Below are 18,019 nucleotides of genomic sequence, written 5' to 3'. Positions count from 1 at the left end.
AAGAACGGCGATGTGTTGCGCTTGATTGCATCCGGTCCCTCGTTTTCCACTCGTCAGTTAGAGAAAGGGGCGCATCCCTGCGCCCGATAATGCTTCCCTGCCAGACATCACGGCGATCAGACCGTGTGATTCTGGTGCGGCTGTTGCAGTAGCTCCTCCAGCGAAACGTTCACCCCTTCCAGCGTGACCAGCTGCGTACTGCTGTAGGCGGTGCCGGTGCCGTCGCGATCGATCGACACAACGGTATTGCCATCGGCGGTATGGTCCACCTTCACGAAGTCGTTGACGTTGCTGGTGGCGTCGTTCCAGCCGACGAGCAGACTGCTGATATCGATCTTGTCACCCTCGGCGACAGAGAAATCGGTCCAGGTGTCATGCCCGTTGCCGCCGACGGCATCCGCGCTGTTGAGCAGGTGATACACCAGGGTATCGGCGCCCGCTCCGGCCGTGATGGTGTCGTCGTAGGCGCTGCTGGTCAGCGCATCCGCCCCTGCGGTTCCGGTAATAAGCGGATGCAGGTCGATGGTGAAGCTGTTGGTGGTAAGGGTGCCGTCGGCTGCCACCAGGCTATAGCTGAACACCTCTTTATGCGCGATATCCTGCACGTTAACCGCTGAGTTCAGGGTGTAGGTGTAGTAACCGTCGGCGGAGATGCTCAGGGTGCCGTATTCGCCCGCCACCAGCGTAATGCCCGTGCTGCTGACGGCGGTGGTCAGCCCCGCCTCGTTGGTGATGCTCAGCGCGCCGTTGTGGGCCACGCTGCTGTCGCCGTAGATGCTGCCGCTCGCCGTGGTGCCGTCATCGACGCTGGCTTCCGCAAACAGGCTGTTGACCGAGAAGAGCGTCGCGGCCGGGCCGTTGTGCAGGTTCACGGTCAGGGCGGCCGAGGTCACCGCGCCGCTGGCGTCGCGCACCGAATAGGTGAACACATCCGTGGCTGGCACCCTGTCGACATCCAGCCCCGCTTTCAGCGCATAGGTGTAGTTACCTTGCGCATTGACGGTCAGGGTGCCCCAGGTGGTGTTGATCACCGTATTGCCGGTCGCCGCGATGGCGCTGCTGCCAACCGCCGTCACCAGCGTACCGGCCGGTATCGTGCCGACCACCGAGCTGGTGTCGTTCGCCAGCAGGTTGCCCGTCACGGTGGCCGCCACCGTCACCGCCAGCGTCGTGATATCCGATGTGGTGGTGATATTGGTGGACGGCAGGACGCCGACGCCGCTGCTGGTGCCGAGCAGCACGGCGTAGTTGCCGGTGCCGAGGTTGCTGTAGGTGACGTTCGCGCCCGTCTGCGTCCCTATCGTCAGGAAAGTAGAGATGTAGTTGGCGTTGCTCGATTTCACCACCCAGGTGCCGTTCGCCTGCTGCTGATAGAGATAGAGCGTATAGGTTGAGGTCAGCGCCACCAGGCTGGTCGCCGAGGCGTGCAGCGTCACCGTACGGGTGTCACCCGCGCCCACGGAGAACTGATAGGCGTTGGCGCTTTGCAGCACGTCGAGCGTGATCGCGCCGCCCAGGCTTACGTTCAGCAGCGAAACCCCGCTGGTGCTGGTATTCGCGTTGGTAATGGTGCCGGTCTGGGTGGCGTAATCCACCTCGGTGACGTCGTTGGCCGCCACCACGCGAATAGCGCCCAGCACCGTCGCGGCGGGCGATACGTTGCCTGCCTGGTCGGCCTGGGTGACCGACAGCGTCGCGCCGGTGGTCTGCGCCGTGGAGAGCGCCAGCGAGAAGCTGCCGTTGGCCGCCACGGTGCCGCTGCCGATGGCGTTACCGCCCGCGTCACGTACCGTCACCGTCGCGCCTGCCTCGCCGCTACCGGTCAGGGTGGTGCCTGCCGTGTTGAGCGCCAGGCCAGTGACCGCCGTCGGCGCCACGTTGTCGATGGTCACGCTCGCCGTCGTGGTGGTGCTGACGTTGCCCGCCGTGTCGGTCACCGTGACGTTCAGCGCATGAACGCCCTGCGTCAGCGTAGGGGTGGTGAAGCTCCAGGCGCCGCCGTTGCTGGCGGTCACGCTGCCCAGCAGCGCTGTGCCGTCATAGATCCTGACCAGCGCGCCCGCTTCTGTCGTGCCGCTCAGCACCGGGGTGGTATCGCGCGTCGCGCCACCACTCGGCACCGTAACGGTCGGCGTCACCGAGTCGTTGGTGATCACCAGCGTACTGGCCGCTGGCGCCGTGGTGTCGATGGTCAGGGTGGCGTTAACGCCCGGACTCACGTTGCCCGCCACATCGGTCGCGGTCACGGTCAGGGTGTGCGGGCCGCTGGCCAGCGTCGGGCTAATCAGGCTCCACTGGCCGTTGCTGCCCACCGTGGTGGTGCCCAACAGCGTGGCGCCCTCATAGACGCTAATCCGCGCGCCGACTTCGCCGCTGCCGCTCAGCAGCGGGGTGTTGTCGTTGGTGACACCGCCGTTCGGGATGGTCACCGGCGTGCTGCCGTTGTTGTTGCTCACCGTCAGCGCGGTCACCGCCGCAGGCGCCGTGGTATCAACAATCACCGTGGCCGCCGTCGAACCGCTGACGTTGCCCGCCAGATCGGTCACCGTGACGCTCAGCGGATGGGTGCCCTGCGTCAGCGCGCTGGTGGTAAAGCTCCATGCGCCGCTGGCGCCTGCCGTGGCCGTGCCCAGCAGCGTGGTGCCGTCGAAGAGGGTGATACGGCTGCCCGCCTCCGCCGTGCCGCTCAGGGTTGGCGTACTGTCGTTGGTCGATCCGCCGTTCGCCACCACCGTGCCGGTGACGTCGTTGAGGATCTGCAGCGTCGAAGCGGCTGGCGGCACGGTGTCCACCGTGATGGAAACCGTGGCGGATGCCGTGCTGGTATTGCCCAGCGCGTCACGCACCGTGACGCTCAGCGGATGGACGCCGTTGCTCAGTGCGGCGGTGGTGAAGCTCCATGCGCCGTCGGCGCCCGCCGTGACCGACCCGAGCGCGGTGGTGCCGTCATAAACGATCACGGTCGCGCCCGCCTCCGCCGTACCGCGCAGCGTCGGCGTGTTGTCATCGGTGACCGCGCCATTCGCCAGGTCGCCCTGAATGCTGCCGACGTTGTCGCTAATCGCCAGGTTGGTGACCGGCGCTGGCGCGGTGGTATCGACGGTGAATGTTACCGTGGTCGGCGTACTGGTGTTGCCGACCGCGTCGGTGGCGGTGACGCTCAGGGTGTGCGGGCCGTCCGCCAGGGTCGGCGTGACGAAGCTCCACTGCCCGTTGCTGCCGGCGGTCACGCTGCCGAGCACCGTGGTGCCGTCAGTAATGGTGACGCGGCTGCCCGCCTCCGCCGTGCCGGTGAGCGCTGGCGTGTTGTCGTTGGTGGCGCTGCCGTTGGCGATCGCCACCGGCGTGGCGCCGTTGTTGTTGCTTGCCGCCAGCGTCACGGCCGCAGGCGGCGTGGTGTCTACCACAATGCTGGCCGTGGTGGAGCCGCTGACGTTACCCGCCAGATCCGTTACCGTCACGCGCAGCGCGTGCGGGCCCTCGCCAAGCGTCGTCGACGCAAAGCTCCATGCGCCGCTGGTGCCCACGGCGACCGAGCCGAGCGTTGCGGTGCCGTCATAAATGGTGACGACGCTGTTGGCTTCCGCCGTGCCGCTCAGCACCGGCGTATTGTCGTTAGTGGTGGAGCCGTTCGGCACCGTCACGTTGGCAGCGTCGTTGGTGACCACCAGCGTTGACGCCGCTGGCGCGACGGTATCCACCGTCAGGTTGAACGGCGTCGCCGCGCTGGTGTTGCCCGCGGCGTTGGTTACCGTCACGTTCAGGGTATGCGGGCCGTTGCTCAGCACGCCGGTGGTAAAGGTCCAGGCGCCGTTTGCGCCCGCCGTCACCGAGCCAAGCAGCGTGGTGCCGTCATAGACGGTCACGATGTTGCCTGCGCCGGTGGTGCCGGTGAGCGTTGGCGTGGTGTCGTCAGTCACTGCGCCGTTGGCCAGGCTGCCCTGCACGCTGCCCACGTTATCGCTAACGATCAGGTCAGCAACCGGCGCCGGCGCGGCGGTCGCGACCGTCAGCGTCAGCAGCGCGGCTTCGCTGGTGTTGCCCGCCGCATCGGTGGCGGTCACGCTCAGGGTATGCGGGCCGTCGGCCAGCGTCGGCGTGGTGAAGCTCCACTGCCCGTTGCTGCCCGCCGTAACGCTGCCCAGCACCACGTTGCCGTCGGAGATAAGGATACGGCTGCCCGCCTCCGCCGTCCCCGTCAGCAGCGGCGTGCTGTCGTTAGTGGTGCCGTTACTGGCGATTGGCGTCGCCGTCGAGCCGTTGTTGTTGCTGGCGGCCAGCGTCACCGGCGCTGGCGCCGCCGTGTCGACTACTACCGTTGCGGTGCTGGATGGCGCGCTGACGTTGCCCGCCGCGTCGGTGACGCGGGCGCTCAGGGTATGCGTACCCTGGGAGAGCGCGCGCGAGACAAAGCGCCAGCTGCCGCCAGCGTCCGCCGTGACGGAGCCGAGCGCCGTGGCGCCGTCATAGATGGTCACCAGGCTGCCCGCTTCGGCAGTGCCGCTGACCACCGGCGTGTCGTCATTGGTAAAGCCGCCGTTCGGCACCGCCGTATCGGTGGCGTCGTTGGTGATGACCAGGCTGGCGGCCGGCGCGGGCGTAATGGTATCGACAGTAAAGCCGATCGCCTCAGAGCGTCCGCTCAGATTGCCCGCCGTATCCGTTACCGTGACGCTCAGCGCGTGCGGCCCGTTGGTCAGCAGCGGCGAGACGAAGCTCCATGCGCCACCGGTTCCCGCCGTGGTCGAGCCGATCACGATGTCGCCGTCATAGACGGTAACCAGCGCGCCCGCTTCGGTAGTGCCGGTGAGCACAGGCGTGTTGTCGTTGGTGGCGCTACCGCTGGCGATCTCTACCGGCGTGGTGCCGTTGTTATTGCTCAGCAGCAGATCGGTGGCCGTGGCTGGCACCGTGGTATCGATGGTGATAGCCACTGGGCCAGCCGACGCGCCCGGATTGCCTGTCGCATCCACGGTGTTGATAGTAAAGCTGTGCGCCCCTTCCGCCAGCGCCGCTGGCGTAAAGGTCCACACGCCGCCTGCCCCCACGGTCACGCTGCCCAGCGTGGTGGTGCCGTCAAGAATAGTAATGACGTCGCCAGCGGTTGCCTGACCGCTCAATACCGGCGTGGTGTCGCGGGTAAAGGAACCGTTAGTCAGACTGACCAGCGTGCTGCCGCTGTCGTCGGTGAGCTGCAGCGTACTGGTGGTCGGCGGCAGGCCATTCTCAACGGTGATGGCGAAAGGCGTGCTCGCCGCGCCGACGTTGCCCGCCACGTCGGTCTGCGTCACGATCAGGCTGTGCGGACCGTTGCTCAGCGCGCCGGTGGTAAAGCTCCATGCGCCATCGACGCCCGCCGTCACCGAGCCCAGCAGCGTGTCACCGTCATAGATGCTGACGAGGCTGCCCGCCTCCGCCGTTCCGCTCAGCGTCGGCGTGTTGTCATCGGTGATGGCGCCGTTAGCCAGCGGGCCGCTGGTGGCGCCCGCATCGTCGCTCACCGTCAGATCGGCGATAGCCGCCGGTGGGGTGAGGTCGACATTGATGGTGTAGGGCTGCGCCTCGATGCTGGTATTACCTGCCGCATCGGTAACCGACACGGTGTAGGTATACTGCCCTTCGGCTAGCGTGCCGGTTTCAAAGCGCCAGACGCCGCTCTGGTTCACCGTCGCGGTGCCGAGCAGCGTGTCCCCCTCATAAATATTGACCGAGGTGCCCGCCTCGGCGGTGCCGCGCAGCACCGGCGTATCGTCGTTGGTATAGCCATCGCTGGCGATCAATACCGGCGTTGCGCCGTTGGTATCGTAGATCTCAAAGGTCGCTACCGGCTCCGGCGCAAGCGTATCTACCGTCAACGTGGTGGAGGTCGTGGCGCTGACATTGCCCGCCGCGTCGGTGACCGTCACGTTCAGCGTATGGAGGGCATCGGAAAGCGCGGTGGTCGGCGTCAGGCTCCAGGCGCCGCTGTTATCCGCCGTCACCGAGCCGATCGGCGTCGTGCCGTCATAGACGGTGACAATGCTGCCCGCCTCTGCCGTGCCGCTGATGGCTGGCGTGCTGTCGTTAGTGGTGGTGCCGTCGGGGATGGCAGCGCCAGCGTTATTGCTCAGCGTCAGCGCAGCTACCGGTTCTGGCGGCGTGACATCCACCTGAATAGTGAAGGTGTCAGAGCGCGGGCTGACGTTGCCGATCTCGTCGGTGACCGTGGCGCTCAGCACATGGGTTCCGTACGCCAGCGTCGGCGAGGTAAAGCTCCATGCCCCCTGACCGTCTGCTGTTGTTGAGCCAATCACTACGTCGCCGTCATAAAGGGTCACCAGGCTGTTGGGCTCCGCCGTGCCGTTCAGCAGCGGCGTACTGTCGCTGGTGGCGGCGTTTGGCGTCAGCACCACCGGCTCAGGGCCGTTGTCGCTGCTGACCGTCAGCGCAGTCACGTCCGGCGCGACGGTATCGACGGTAAAGCCGATGGCCGCCGAAGGTGCGCTGACGTTGCCCGCCGCGTCGGTGAGGGTCACCGTCAGGCTATGCAACGCGTCGCTCAGGGTCGGCACGGAGAAGCTCCACAGGCCGCTGGCGCCGACCGTCGTGGTGCCGAGCGCGTTAGCGCCGTCATAGACGGTGACGATGCTGCCCGCCTCGCCGCTGCCGCTCAGCAGCGGCGTGCTGTCGCTGGTGGTGTCGCCGTCGGCGATGGCGACCGGCGTCGTGCCGTTATCGCTGTTGAGGGTGATATCCAGCGCCGCCTCCGGCGCAGTGGCGTCAATCACCACGCTGATAGCGGCGGAGGCGCCGGCGTTGCCCGCCGCATCGGTCGGCGTCACGGTGAAGGTATGGGTGCCGTCGTCCAGCGCAGACGGAGTAAAGCGCCAGCTGCCGTCATCGTTAACCGCCACGCTGCCCAGCAGCGTCGCGCCTTCGTAGATGGCGACCGTGCCGCCCGCCTCTGCCAGGCCGCTCAGCACTGGCGTGCTGTCGTCGGTCAGGCCGCCGTTCGGGATGGCCACCTCCCCGGCGCCGCTGTCGTTGGTCAGCGCCAGGCTGGTTACCGCCGCTGGCGGCTGAGTATCGACGTTAAGCGCAATCGCTTCGCTGGCCGCGCTGGCGTTGCCCGCCGCGTCGGTCACGATGGCGCTCAGGCTGTGCGGGCCGTCGTTAAGCGTCGGCGTGGTGAAGCTCCAGCTGCCGTCGTCCGCCACGGTGGCGCTGCCGAGCACCGCCGTGCCGTCCAGCACGGTGACGATGCTGCCTCCCGTCGCCGTGCCGCTCAGCACCGGCGTATTGTCGTTGGTCAGGCCGCCAGGCTGAATTGCCGCACCGGTAGCGTCGTTGGTCAGCGCCAGTTCCGTCGCTGCCTCTGGTGCGGCGGTGTCAACGGTAAAGCTGATAGCAGGCGTATTGCCGCTGCTGTTGCCCGCCGCGTCGATGGCGCTCACGCTCAGGCTGTGCGGCCCGTCTGCCAGCTCTGGGGTAATAAAGATCCAGCTGCCGTCCGCTCCGGCGGTGACGGAGCCCAGCACGGTATCGCCGTCAAACAGGGTAACGATGCTGCCCGCTTCCGCCGTGCCGGTCAGCTCCGGCGTAGCGTCGTTGACGGTGCTGCCTTCTGCAATCGGCACCAGCGTCTGGCCAGCGTTGTTGTTGACCACGACATCATTCGGGAGCGTCGGCGCGGTGGTATCGACGCTGAAGTTAAAGGCGTCGGAGGTCGGGCCGACGTTGCCTGCCGCGTCGGTCACCACGGTGGTAAGGCTGTAGTTGCCCTCAGCCAGCGTCGGCAGCGTGTAGCTCCAGCTGCCGTCGGCGGCGACCGGCACCGTCGCCAGCAGCGCGGCGCCGTTAGAGATGCTGACCGTGCCGCCTGGCTCTGCGGTGCCGCTCAGCACCGGCGTGCTGTCGTTGGTGACGCCGCCCGCCGCGATAGCCGTGTCGCTGGCATCGTTGGTCAGCAGCAGGTCTGCCGCCGCCGCAGGTGCGCCGGTGTCGATGCTAAAGCCGATCGACTCGGATGGCGCGCTGCTGTTGCCGGTGGCGTTAGTGACGGTTGCGCTCAGGCTGTGCGCCCCTTCGCTCAGGGTGGGTGCGGTAAAGCTCCAGTTGCCGTCTGCATCGACCGTCGCGGTGCCGAGCACCGTGGCGCCGTCGAGCACCGTCACCGTGCCGCCTGGCTCTGCGGTGCCGCTCAGCACCGGCGTGGTGTCGTTGGTCTGGCTGCCCGCCGTGATGGCCGCGTTGCTGCCGTCATTGGTCAGCAGCAGATCCGCCGGCGCCGCTGGCGCCGATAAATCGACGCTGAAGAGATAGGCCGCCGACGCCTCGCCGGTATTGCCCGCCGCATCGGTCACGGTGGCGGTCAGGCTATGATCGCCCGCCGCCAGCGCCGGGGTGGTAAAGCGCCAGTTGCCCTCCGCGTCTACCGCCACGGAACCCAGTTCAGTTGCGCCATCGAAGATGGTGACGACCCCGCCAGGCTCCGCCGTGCCGCTCAGCACCGGCGTCGTGTCGTTGGTCGCGCCGTCTGCCGGGATCGTCGCCCCGCTCCGATCGTCAACCAGCGTCAGGCCGAGCGCGGCCGCTGGCGGCAGCGTGTCTACCGTGAAGTTCAGCGGCGGGGTTGGCGCGCTGGCGTTGCCCACGGCGTCCGACACGGTGGCGCTCAGGCTGTGCGGGCCGTCGTCAAGCGGCGGCGACGTAAAGCTCCAGCTGCCGTCATCCGCGGCGGTGACCGAGCCGAGCACCTGGTCGCCGTCAGAGACGACGATCAGGCTGCCCGCTTCGGCAGTGCCGCTCAGCACCGGCGCGGCGCTGTTGGTCAGGCCGTCTGCGGCGATCGCCGTGCCGTCTTCGTTAGCGAGCTGCAGGTCGGCCGCCACGGCTGGCGGCGTGGTATCGACGGTGATGGCGACCGCTTCCGACGCCGGACCGGCGTTGCCTGCCGCGTCGGTCACCACGGCCGTCAGGCTGTGATCCCCTTCGCTCAGGGCAGGTGCGGTAAAGCTCCAGCTGCCGTCGCTGCCCACCACTGCGGAACCAAGCGCTGTATCGCCGTCGTAAACGGTGACAAAGCCGCCCGCTTCGGCGGTGCCGCTCAAGACCGGCGTCGGATCGTTGGTGACGGTGCCGGCGATCGGTACAGGGGTGCCGCTCTCATCGCTGCTGAGCAGCAGATCCCCTGCTGCGGTCGGCGCGATCGTATCGACGCTCACCCGCACGGGCGTTGTGGCGCTGCTGCTGTTGCCCGCCGCGTCGGTCACCACCGCGCTCAGGCTGTGGTCGCCCTCGCCCAGCGTCGGCGTAGTGAAGCTCCAGTTGCCGTCATTGCCCACCGTTACGCTGCCCAGCGGCGTGTCGCCGTCGGAAACGGTCACGATGCTGCCCGGCTCGGCGCTGCCGCTCATGACCGGCGTAGCGTTGTTAATCAGGCTACCGGACGCGATCGGCGCGCCGTCATTGCTCAGCACTACATCCGTCGGCAAGGATGGCGGTAATGTGTCGACGGTGATGGCGACAGGCGCGGTGGCGGGACTGGTGTTGCCAGCCGCATCGGTGACCACAGCGGTGAGGCTGTGATCGCCATCGGAGAGGGTCGGCGTGGTAAAGCTCCAGCTGCCGTCAGTGCCTGCCGTGGCCGAGCCCAGCACCTGGCCGCCGTCGGAAACGGTCACGATGCTGCCCGGCTCCGCGCTGCCGCTCAGCGTCGGCGTATTGTTGCTGGTCGGCGTATCGGTGCCCACCGGATCGCCGCTGGCGTCGGTCAGCGCGAGGTCTGCCGCCGCGGTCGGCGCAACAGTGTCGATGGTCAGCGTCAGCGGCGCGGATTCAACCAGGTTGCCGGTCGCGTCGGTATAGCTGGCGAGGAAGGTGTAGGTGCCATCCGCCAGCGCCGCAGGCGTGACGTTCCACTGCCCGTTCGCGTCGGCGGTGGCGCTGCCCAGTGCGTCACCGTTGCTGAAGAGGGTCACCAGCGCGCCCGCCGTCGCCAGGCCGCTAAGGATCGGCGTGGTGTCTTGCGTGCTGGCGCCGTTGGCCAGCGGCAGCAGCGGACTGCCGCTGTCGTCGATCGCCTCCAGCGAGAGGGTGGCCGGCGGCAGCCCCGCCTGAATATTCAGGTTAAAGGCTGGCGTCGCCAGACTGACGTTGCCCGCCGCGTCGGTAACGGTCACCGTCATGCTGTGGTTGCCGTTGCTCAGCGCAATGGTGGTGACGCTCCAGTTGCCGCTGCCGTCAGCGACGGCGCTGCCCAGCAGCACGCTGCCTTCGTAAACGTTGACCAGCGCCCCCGCTTCCGCCTGGCCGCTCAGCGTCGGGGTATTGTCATCGGTGGTGTCGCCGGAAGCCAGCGGGCCCTGACTGCCGCCGACGTCGTCAGTCACCACCAGGTTGCTGGCGGCGGCTGGCGGTGTGGTATCGACGGTAAAGCTCAGCGGCGCCGAAGCCGGGCCGACGTTGCCAGCGAGATCGGTAACGGTGGTGGTCAGGCTGTGCGGCCCTTCCGCCAGCGCTGGCGTGGCAAAGCGCCAGCTGCCGTCATTATCGACCGTGGCAGTGCCCAGCAGGTTGCCATTGTCGGAAACAGAGACGGTGCTGCCCGGCTCGCCCGTGCCGCTCAGCACCGGTGACGTATCGCGGGTGGCGCTGCCGTCACCGATCGGTGCGCTGGTGCTGCCGTTGTCGCCGGTAAGCTGCAGGTTATCAGCCGCCGCGGGCACCAGGGTATCAACAGTAATGTTGAGCGGACCAGCGTTGCTGGTGGTGCCGTCAGGCCTGACGATAGTGGCATAAAACGCATGCAGGCCGTTCGACAGCGAGAAGAGCCGGAAAGACCACTGGCCGCTGCCGTCTGCCGTGGTGCTGCCTACTGGCGTCTGGCCGTCGTAGAGCGTCACCACGCTGTTCGGATCGGCGAGGCCAGTCAGTACCGGGCTGTCGTTATTGGTTACCGCTCCATCAGACAGCGGCGCGACGGTGCTGCCGTTTTCGCTGGCCGCTTCCAGCGGCGTAGTGGCCGGCGGCAGACCGCCGTCGATAGTGAGGTCAAAGGCATCTGACGTCGGGCTGACGTTGCCTGCCGCGTCCGTCACGGTCGTGGTCAGGCTGTGCGCGCCGCTGCTCAGGGTCGGCGTAGTGAAGTTCCAGCTGCCGTCGGTGTCGACGGTGGTGTAGCCCAGCAGGGTCTGGCCGTCATAAATGGTCACCAGCGCGCCTGGCTCGCCCTGACCGCTGAGGGTCGGGGTGCGATCGTCCGTGGTATCGCCCGAGGCGAGCTGACCTGTGGCGTCACCGTAATCGTCGCTGACCACCAGGTTGCTCACCCCGGCAGGCGCGACGGTATCGACGTTAAAGGCCAGCGGCGCAGAGGCCGGGCCGCTGTTGCCCGCTAAATCGGTGACCGTGGCGGTCAGGCTGTGGCCCCCCTCGCCCAGCGCGGGGGTGACAAAACTCCAGCTGCCGTCGCCGTTGACCGTGGCGGTGCCGAGCACCTGATCACCGTCCGAGAGAGTAACCGTGCTGCCCGGTTCGGCGCTGCCGCTCAGGGTTGGCGTCGTGCTGTTGGTCGATCCACCCGCCGCGATCGGCTGTAGCGTACCGCCGCGGCTATCGCTCAGCAGCAGATCGCCCGCCGCCGCTGGTGGGGTGGTATCGACGCTAAAGGTTACCGGCGCGGAGGCGTTGCTGACGTTGCCCGCCGCATCGGTCACGGTGGCGCTGAGGCTGTGTGCGCCCTCGCTCAGCGCAGGCGTGGTGAAGCGCCAGCTGCCGTCTGGATCGGCCGTTACGCTGCCCAGCACGTTATCGCCGTCGGAAACGGTGACAATGCCGCCCGGCTCCGCCGTGCCGCTCAGCACCGGCGTCGTGTCATTGGTCGCGCCCGTGGTGACGGGCACCAGCGCGCCGCTGGCGTCGCTGCTCAGCTGCAGTCCGCTGACCGCATCCGGCACGACGCTGTCGATGGTGATATTCAGCACCGGGGAAGGCGTGACGCTGCCGTCCGCATTAGCGGTGTCGGCGCGGAAGGCGTAGCTGCCATCGTCCAGCACCGCGGGCGTGAAGCTCCACTGGCCCGCCGCGTCGGCGGTAACGCTGCCGATGACCGCGTCGCCGTTATAGAGCGTCACCAGCGCGCCCGCCGTCGTCAGGCCGCTCAGCACCGGCGTGCTGTCGCGCGTGGTGGCGCCGTCGGGCAGATCTACAAGGGTGCTGCCGCTGTCGTCGGTCGCCACCAGCGAGGCGGTGGCTGGCGGCACGTCGGCGTCAATAGTCAGATCGAACGCTGCCGTCGGCGCGCTGACGTTGCCCACCGCGTCGGTGACGGTGACGGCCAGGCTATGCAGGCCGTTACTCAGCACCGGCGTAGTGAAGCTCCAGCTGCCGCTGGCATCTGCCGTGGTGGTACCCAGCAGCGTGTCGCCGTCATAGACGCTGACGACGCCGTTGGCCTCCGCCGTGCCGCTCAGGGTCGGCGTGCTGTCGTCGGTGGTGTCGCCGGAGGCGAGATCGCCCTGCGAGGCGCCCACGTCGTCGCTTACCGTCAGGTCAACAATGGCGTCAGGCGCAGTCGTGTCGACCGTGAAGTCGAGTGCGGGAGAGGCCGGTCCAGTGTTGCCCGCCGCATCGGTCACCGTGGCGGTCAGGCTGTGGCCGCCGTCGGTCAGATCGGCTGCGGTAAAGCTCCAGCGGCCATCCTGACCGACCGTCGCGGTGCCCAGCACCGCGTCGCCGTCAGAGACCGTCACCGTGCTGCCTGGCTCGGCGCTGCCGCTCAGCACCGGCGAGGCGTCGCCGGTCAGGCCGCCGCCGGTAACCGGTACCGAGACGCCGTTATTGTCTGCAACCAGCGCCAGCTCTGCGACGGCGGCTGGCGGCACGGTATCCAGCGTAAAGGTGAACGGCGTGGACGGCGCGGAGGCGTTGCCCGCCGCATCAGTCACCACGGCCGTCAGGCTGTGGCTGCCGTCATCCAGCGCGGGCGCGGTGAAGCTCCAGCTGCCGTCTTCGTCCACCGTCGCGGTGCCCAGTACGACGTCGCCGTCAGAAACGGTGACGGTGCTGCCCGGCTCCGCCGTACCGCTCAATACAGGGGCATTGCTGTTGGTAAGAGCGCCGCTGGCGATCGCATCACCGCTGGCATCCACCAGCGCGACGTCGGCAGGGGCTTGCGGCGCGGCGGTGTCGATGGCGATGGTCAGGGTCGCCGATGAGGCGCTGTTGCCAGCCGCATCGGTCACGGTGGCGAGGAAATCGTAGCTGCCATCTGTCAGCGCCTGCGGCGTAAAGCTCCAGTTGCCGTCAGCGTCGGCGGTGACGCTGCCGATAGCCGCATCGCCGTTAAAGATGGTCACCAGCAGGCCAGCGGTGGTGACACCGCTCAGCAGCGGCGTCGCGTCTCGGGTGCTGGCGCCATTGGCCAGCTCAACCGGTGCGCTGCCGCTGTCGTCAGTGACCGTCAGGGTGACGGTCGCAGGCGCCTGGGTGGCAGCGACGGTGAGATCGAAGGGCTGCGTCGCTGCGCTGACGTTGCCTGCCGCATCGGTCACGGTCAGGGTCAGGCTGTGCGGGCCGTCGTCAAGCGGCGGCGTGGTGAAGCTCCAGTTGCCGTCGGCGTCGGTATTGGCCGTGCCCAGCAGCGTGCCGCCATCATAGACGCTGACGACGCTGTTGGCTTCCGCCGTGCCGTTCAGGGTTGGCGTGCTGTCGTCGGTGGTATCGCCGGAAGCGAGTTCACCCTGGCGGTCGCCGACGTTATCGGTCACGGTCAGGTCGGCGGCAACCGGTGGCGCAGCGGTATCAATGGTGAAGGTCAGCGGCGCGGATGGCGCACTGACGTTGCCCGCCGCGTCGGTCACGGTGGCGGTGAGGCTGTGATCGCCGTCGGCAAGGGCTGGCGCGGTGAAGCTCCAGCTGCCCTCCGGCCCAACGGTGACGGTGCCCAGCACGTTATCCCCATCGGCTACGGTAATCACGCTGCCCGGCTCCGCCGTGCCGCTCAGCACCGGCGCGGTGCTGTTGGTTGCGCCGCCGCTGGCGATCGGGTCGCCGCTGGCATCGGTCAGCGCGATGTCCGCCGCCTCCGTCGGCGCCACGGTATCAACCGTAATCGTCAGCACCGGCGATGGCGTGATCGTGCCGTCTGCATTGGCGGTGTCGGCGCGGAAGGCGTAGCTGCCATCCTCCAGCGCCGCGGGCGTGAAGCTCCACTGGCCCGCCGCATCGGCGGTGACGCTGCCGATGACCGCGTCGCCGTTATAGAGCGTCACCAGCGCGCCCGCGGTGGTCAGTCCGCTCAGCACCGGCGTGGTGTCGCGCGTGCTGTCGCCGTCGGCCAGCGCCACAAGGGTGCTGCCGCTGTCGTCGGCCACCTCCAGCGAGGCGGTGGCTGGCGGCACGCCAGCGTCAACGGTGAGATCAAACGCGGCTGTCGGGGCGCTAACGTTGCCTGCCGCATCGGTCACGGTGACGGTCAGGCTGTGCAGACCGTTGCTCAGCACCGGCGTGGTGAAGCTCCAGCTGCCGCTGGCATCTGCCGTCACGGTGCCGAGCAGCGTGTCGCCGTCGTAGACGCTGACGACGCCGTTGGCCTCCGCCGCGCCGCTCAGGGTCGGCGTGCTGTCGTCGGTGGTGTCGCCGGAGGCGAGATCGCCCTGGTCGACACCCACGTCGTCAGTGACGACCAGGCCGGTAGACGCCTCTGGGGCGAGGGTATCAACGGTAAAGGAGATCGGAGCCGAAGCCGGGCCGGTATTGCCCGCCGCATCGGTCACGGTAGTGGTCAGGCTATGGCCGCCGTCGTCAAGGCCTGCTGCGGTAAAGCTCCAGCGCCCGTCTCCGCCGACGGTCGCCGTGCCCAGGACGGTATCACCGTCAGAAATGGTCACGGTGCTGCCTGGTTCGGCGCTGCCGCTCAATACCGGCGAGGCGTCGCGCGTGGCAGACCCTGCGGCGACCGGCACGGAAACGCCGCTGCTGTCGCTATTGAGCGCCAGATCGGCCGCGGCGACCGGCGGCTGTGTGTCCAGAACGAAGTTCGCTGGCGTGCTCGGCGCGCTGGCGTTGCCCGCCGCATCGGTAACCACCGCCGTCAGGCTGTGGCTGCCGTCGGCAAGCGCTGGCGCGGTGAAGCTCCAGCTGCCGTCCTGACCAACCGTGACGCTGCCCAGCACCGTATCGCCGTCAGAGACGGTGACGCTGCTGCCCGGCTCCGCCGTGCCGCTCAGCACCGGCGCGTTATTGTTGGTGAGGCCGCCGATCGGATCGCCGCTGGCGTCCGCCAGCGTAACGTCCGCCGCCGCTGTCGGGGCGACGGTATCGATGGTGATCGCCAGAGTGGCGGAATCGGTGGTATTGCCGGCGGCATCGGTAACGGCGGCGCGGAAATCGTAGGTGCCGTCCGCCAGCGCGGCGGGCGTAAAGTTCCACTGGCCGTTGATATCAGCGGTGACGCTGCCGATGACGCTATCGCCGTTGTAGAGCGTCACCAGCGCGTTGGCGAGGGTCTGTCCGCTCAGGGTCGGCGTGGTGTCGCGCGTGCTGGCGCCGTCGGCCAGATCCACCGGCGCGCTGCCGCTGTCGTCGGTGATGACCAGCGTGCTGGCCGCCGGCGGTTCGCCTGCGGCGACGGTGAGATCGAAGGGTGCGGTCGGCGCGCTGATGTTGCCTGCCGCATCGGTCAGGGTCAGCGTCAGGCTGTGCGCGCCGTTGCTCAGCGTCGGCGTGGTAAAGCTCCAGTTGCCGTCGGTGCCGACCGTCAGGCTGCCAATGGCGACGCCGTTATCGTAAATCGTCAGCAGCGAATCGGGCTCCGCCTGTCCGCTCAGAACAGGCGTCGCGTCATCAGTGGTCGCGCCTGACGCCAGCGGGCCGGTGCTGTCGCCGACGTCGTCAGTGACCACCAGGCCGCTGACCGCTTCCGGTGCCTGCGTATCGACGGTAAAGTTCAGCGGCGCGGAAGCCGCGCTGACGTTACCCGCCGCATCCGTGACCGTTGCCGACAGGCTGTGGCTGCCGTCGGTCAGCACCGGCGTGGTGAAGCTCCAGCTGCCGTCTTCGCCTGCTGTCACGCTGCCCAGCGGCGTATCGCCGTCGCGCACGGTGACGGTGCTGCCCGGTTCCGCGCTGCCGCTCAGCGTCAGGGCGTTGTTGTTTGTTGCGCTGCCAGCGGCTACCGCCGCGCCGTCGTCGTTAACCAGCTGCAGATCGGCTGGCGTGGCTGGTACCAGCGTGTCGATAGTGATGGTCAGCACCGGCGAGGGGGTGATGCTGCCGTCGGCGTTGGTGGTATCGGCGCGGAAGGCGTAGGTACCGTCCGCCAGCGCAGCGGGGGTGAAATTCCACTGGCCGCTGGCGTCGGCGGTGACGCTGCCGATGACCGTATCGCCGTTATAGAGCGTCACCAGCGCGCCCGCCGTCGTCAGGCCGCTCAGGGTCGGCGTGCTGTCAGCGGTTGAGGCGCCGTTGGTCAGCGGCACCAGCGTGGTGCCGCTGTCGTCGGTAATCTCCAGCGAGCTGGTCGCTGGCGGCAGATCCGCCGCGACGTTGATCACAATCGCCGCCGTCGGCGCGCTGACGTTGCCTGCGGCATCGGTCACGGTCGCCGTCAGGCTATGGCTGCCGTTGCTCAGGGCGGGTGGGGTAAAGCTCCAGAGGCCATCAGCGCCAGCCGTGACCGTGCCGAGTAAAGTATCGCCATCATAGACGCTGACGGTGGCGCCCGCTTCTGCCTGTCCGCTCAACGTTGGGGTATTGTCGTCGGTCGAGCTGCCGGAAGCGAGTGGGCCCTGGCTGTCGCCAACGTTATCGGTCAGCTGCAGGTTGCTGGCTGCATCCGGCGCAGCGGTATCAACGGTGAAAGTCAGCGTTGTTGCCGGGCTAACATTGCCTGCCGCGTCGGTGGCGGTCAGGCTCAGCGTATGGCTGCCTTCGCTCAGCGCAGGCGTCGTGAAAGACCAGCGCCCGTCGCTGCCGACGATAACCGTGCCCAGCACGCTGCCGTTATCGCTAATGGTGACGGTGCTGCCCGCCTCGGCCGTCCCCTGCAGCGTCGGCGTCGTGTCGCTGGTCGCGCCATTTGCCGCGATGGGGGTGAGGATCGACCCGTTATCGCTGGCGGCGCTCACGTCGGTGAGTACCGGCGCCAGGGTATCAACGGTAAAGGTCAGCGGATCGGTGGCGCTGCTGGTGTTGCCTGCGGCATCGGTCACCGTTACCGTCAGGCTGTGCGGCCCCTCCGCCAGCGTCGGCGTGGTAAAGCTCCAGCTGCCGTCGGCGTTGACAGTTGCCGTACCCAGCAGCGTGCCGTTGTCATAAACGCTGACGGTGGCGCCCGCTTCAGCGGTTCCGCTTAAGACCGGCGTATTGTCATCGGTAATGCCGCCTGCGGCGATGGCGCCCTGAATGCTGCCGACGCTATCGCTAATGACCAGATTGGCCGCCGCGCCGGGCGCGGTAGTATCGCCGCCGCCAGTGCCGCCACCTGTACCACCACCGGTATCGCCACCGCCTGTGCCACCACCGGTATCGCCACCGCCTGTGCCACCGCCGGGGTTCTCGCCGCCGCCGGCGTCACCGCCGCCTGCATCGCCACCACCGCCGCCGCCGCCGCCGTTAGTAGCAAACAGCGCGCCGATACCCGCCAGCGCCGCGCCGCCGATACCAAAGGCGGCAATCGTGTTGTCGCTGGTCAGGTTATCCGCCAGCAGCCCTTCGGTGCTGTCGATAGAGACGTACTGGAAACCCTGTTCACCGGGATTTTCTACCCACCAGAGCGCGCCCTTGTCATCCTGCAGCACCAGATCGCTTTCACCTGCCGGGCCATAAAAATTATGAATAACCACCTTTTCGCCAGATTTCGTCGTCACAACGAGATCGTTGCCGTTGCGTGCGAAAGACTTAATGTCAGTTCGATTGAGGTTGAGTTTAACCACACTTGGGGTGGATAAATTGACGTCGCTGCCGCTCAGCTGAGAGGCGATAGTACCGCCTTTAGGCGTTACTGAGATATTATTCATGTTATGTATATCCCACTGAG

The 18,019-nt window shown here is 67.6% G+C and carries 1 protein-coding gene; it reads right to left on the bottom strand.

Translation table 11 applies throughout. The features are described 5' to 3' along the window. Positions 1 to 116: 116 nt before the first annotated feature. Entirely contained in the window at positions 117 to 17,999 is a 17,883-nt protein-coding gene (locus tag ACR6A7_RS15085) for an Ig-like domain-containing protein (RefSeq protein WP_434125774.1), read from the bottom strand. Between the last annotated feature and the right edge of the window lie 20 nt (positions 18,000 to 18,019).

This window comes from Pantoea phyllosphaerae (genome assembly GCF_051025595.1).
In the GTDB taxonomy this organism is placed as follows: Bacteria; Pseudomonadota; Gammaproteobacteria; order Enterobacterales; family Enterobacteriaceae; genus Pantoea.
The sequence above is the reverse complement of the archived record's forward strand: the minus strand, read 5'-3'. Positions and strand labels throughout refer to the sequence as shown.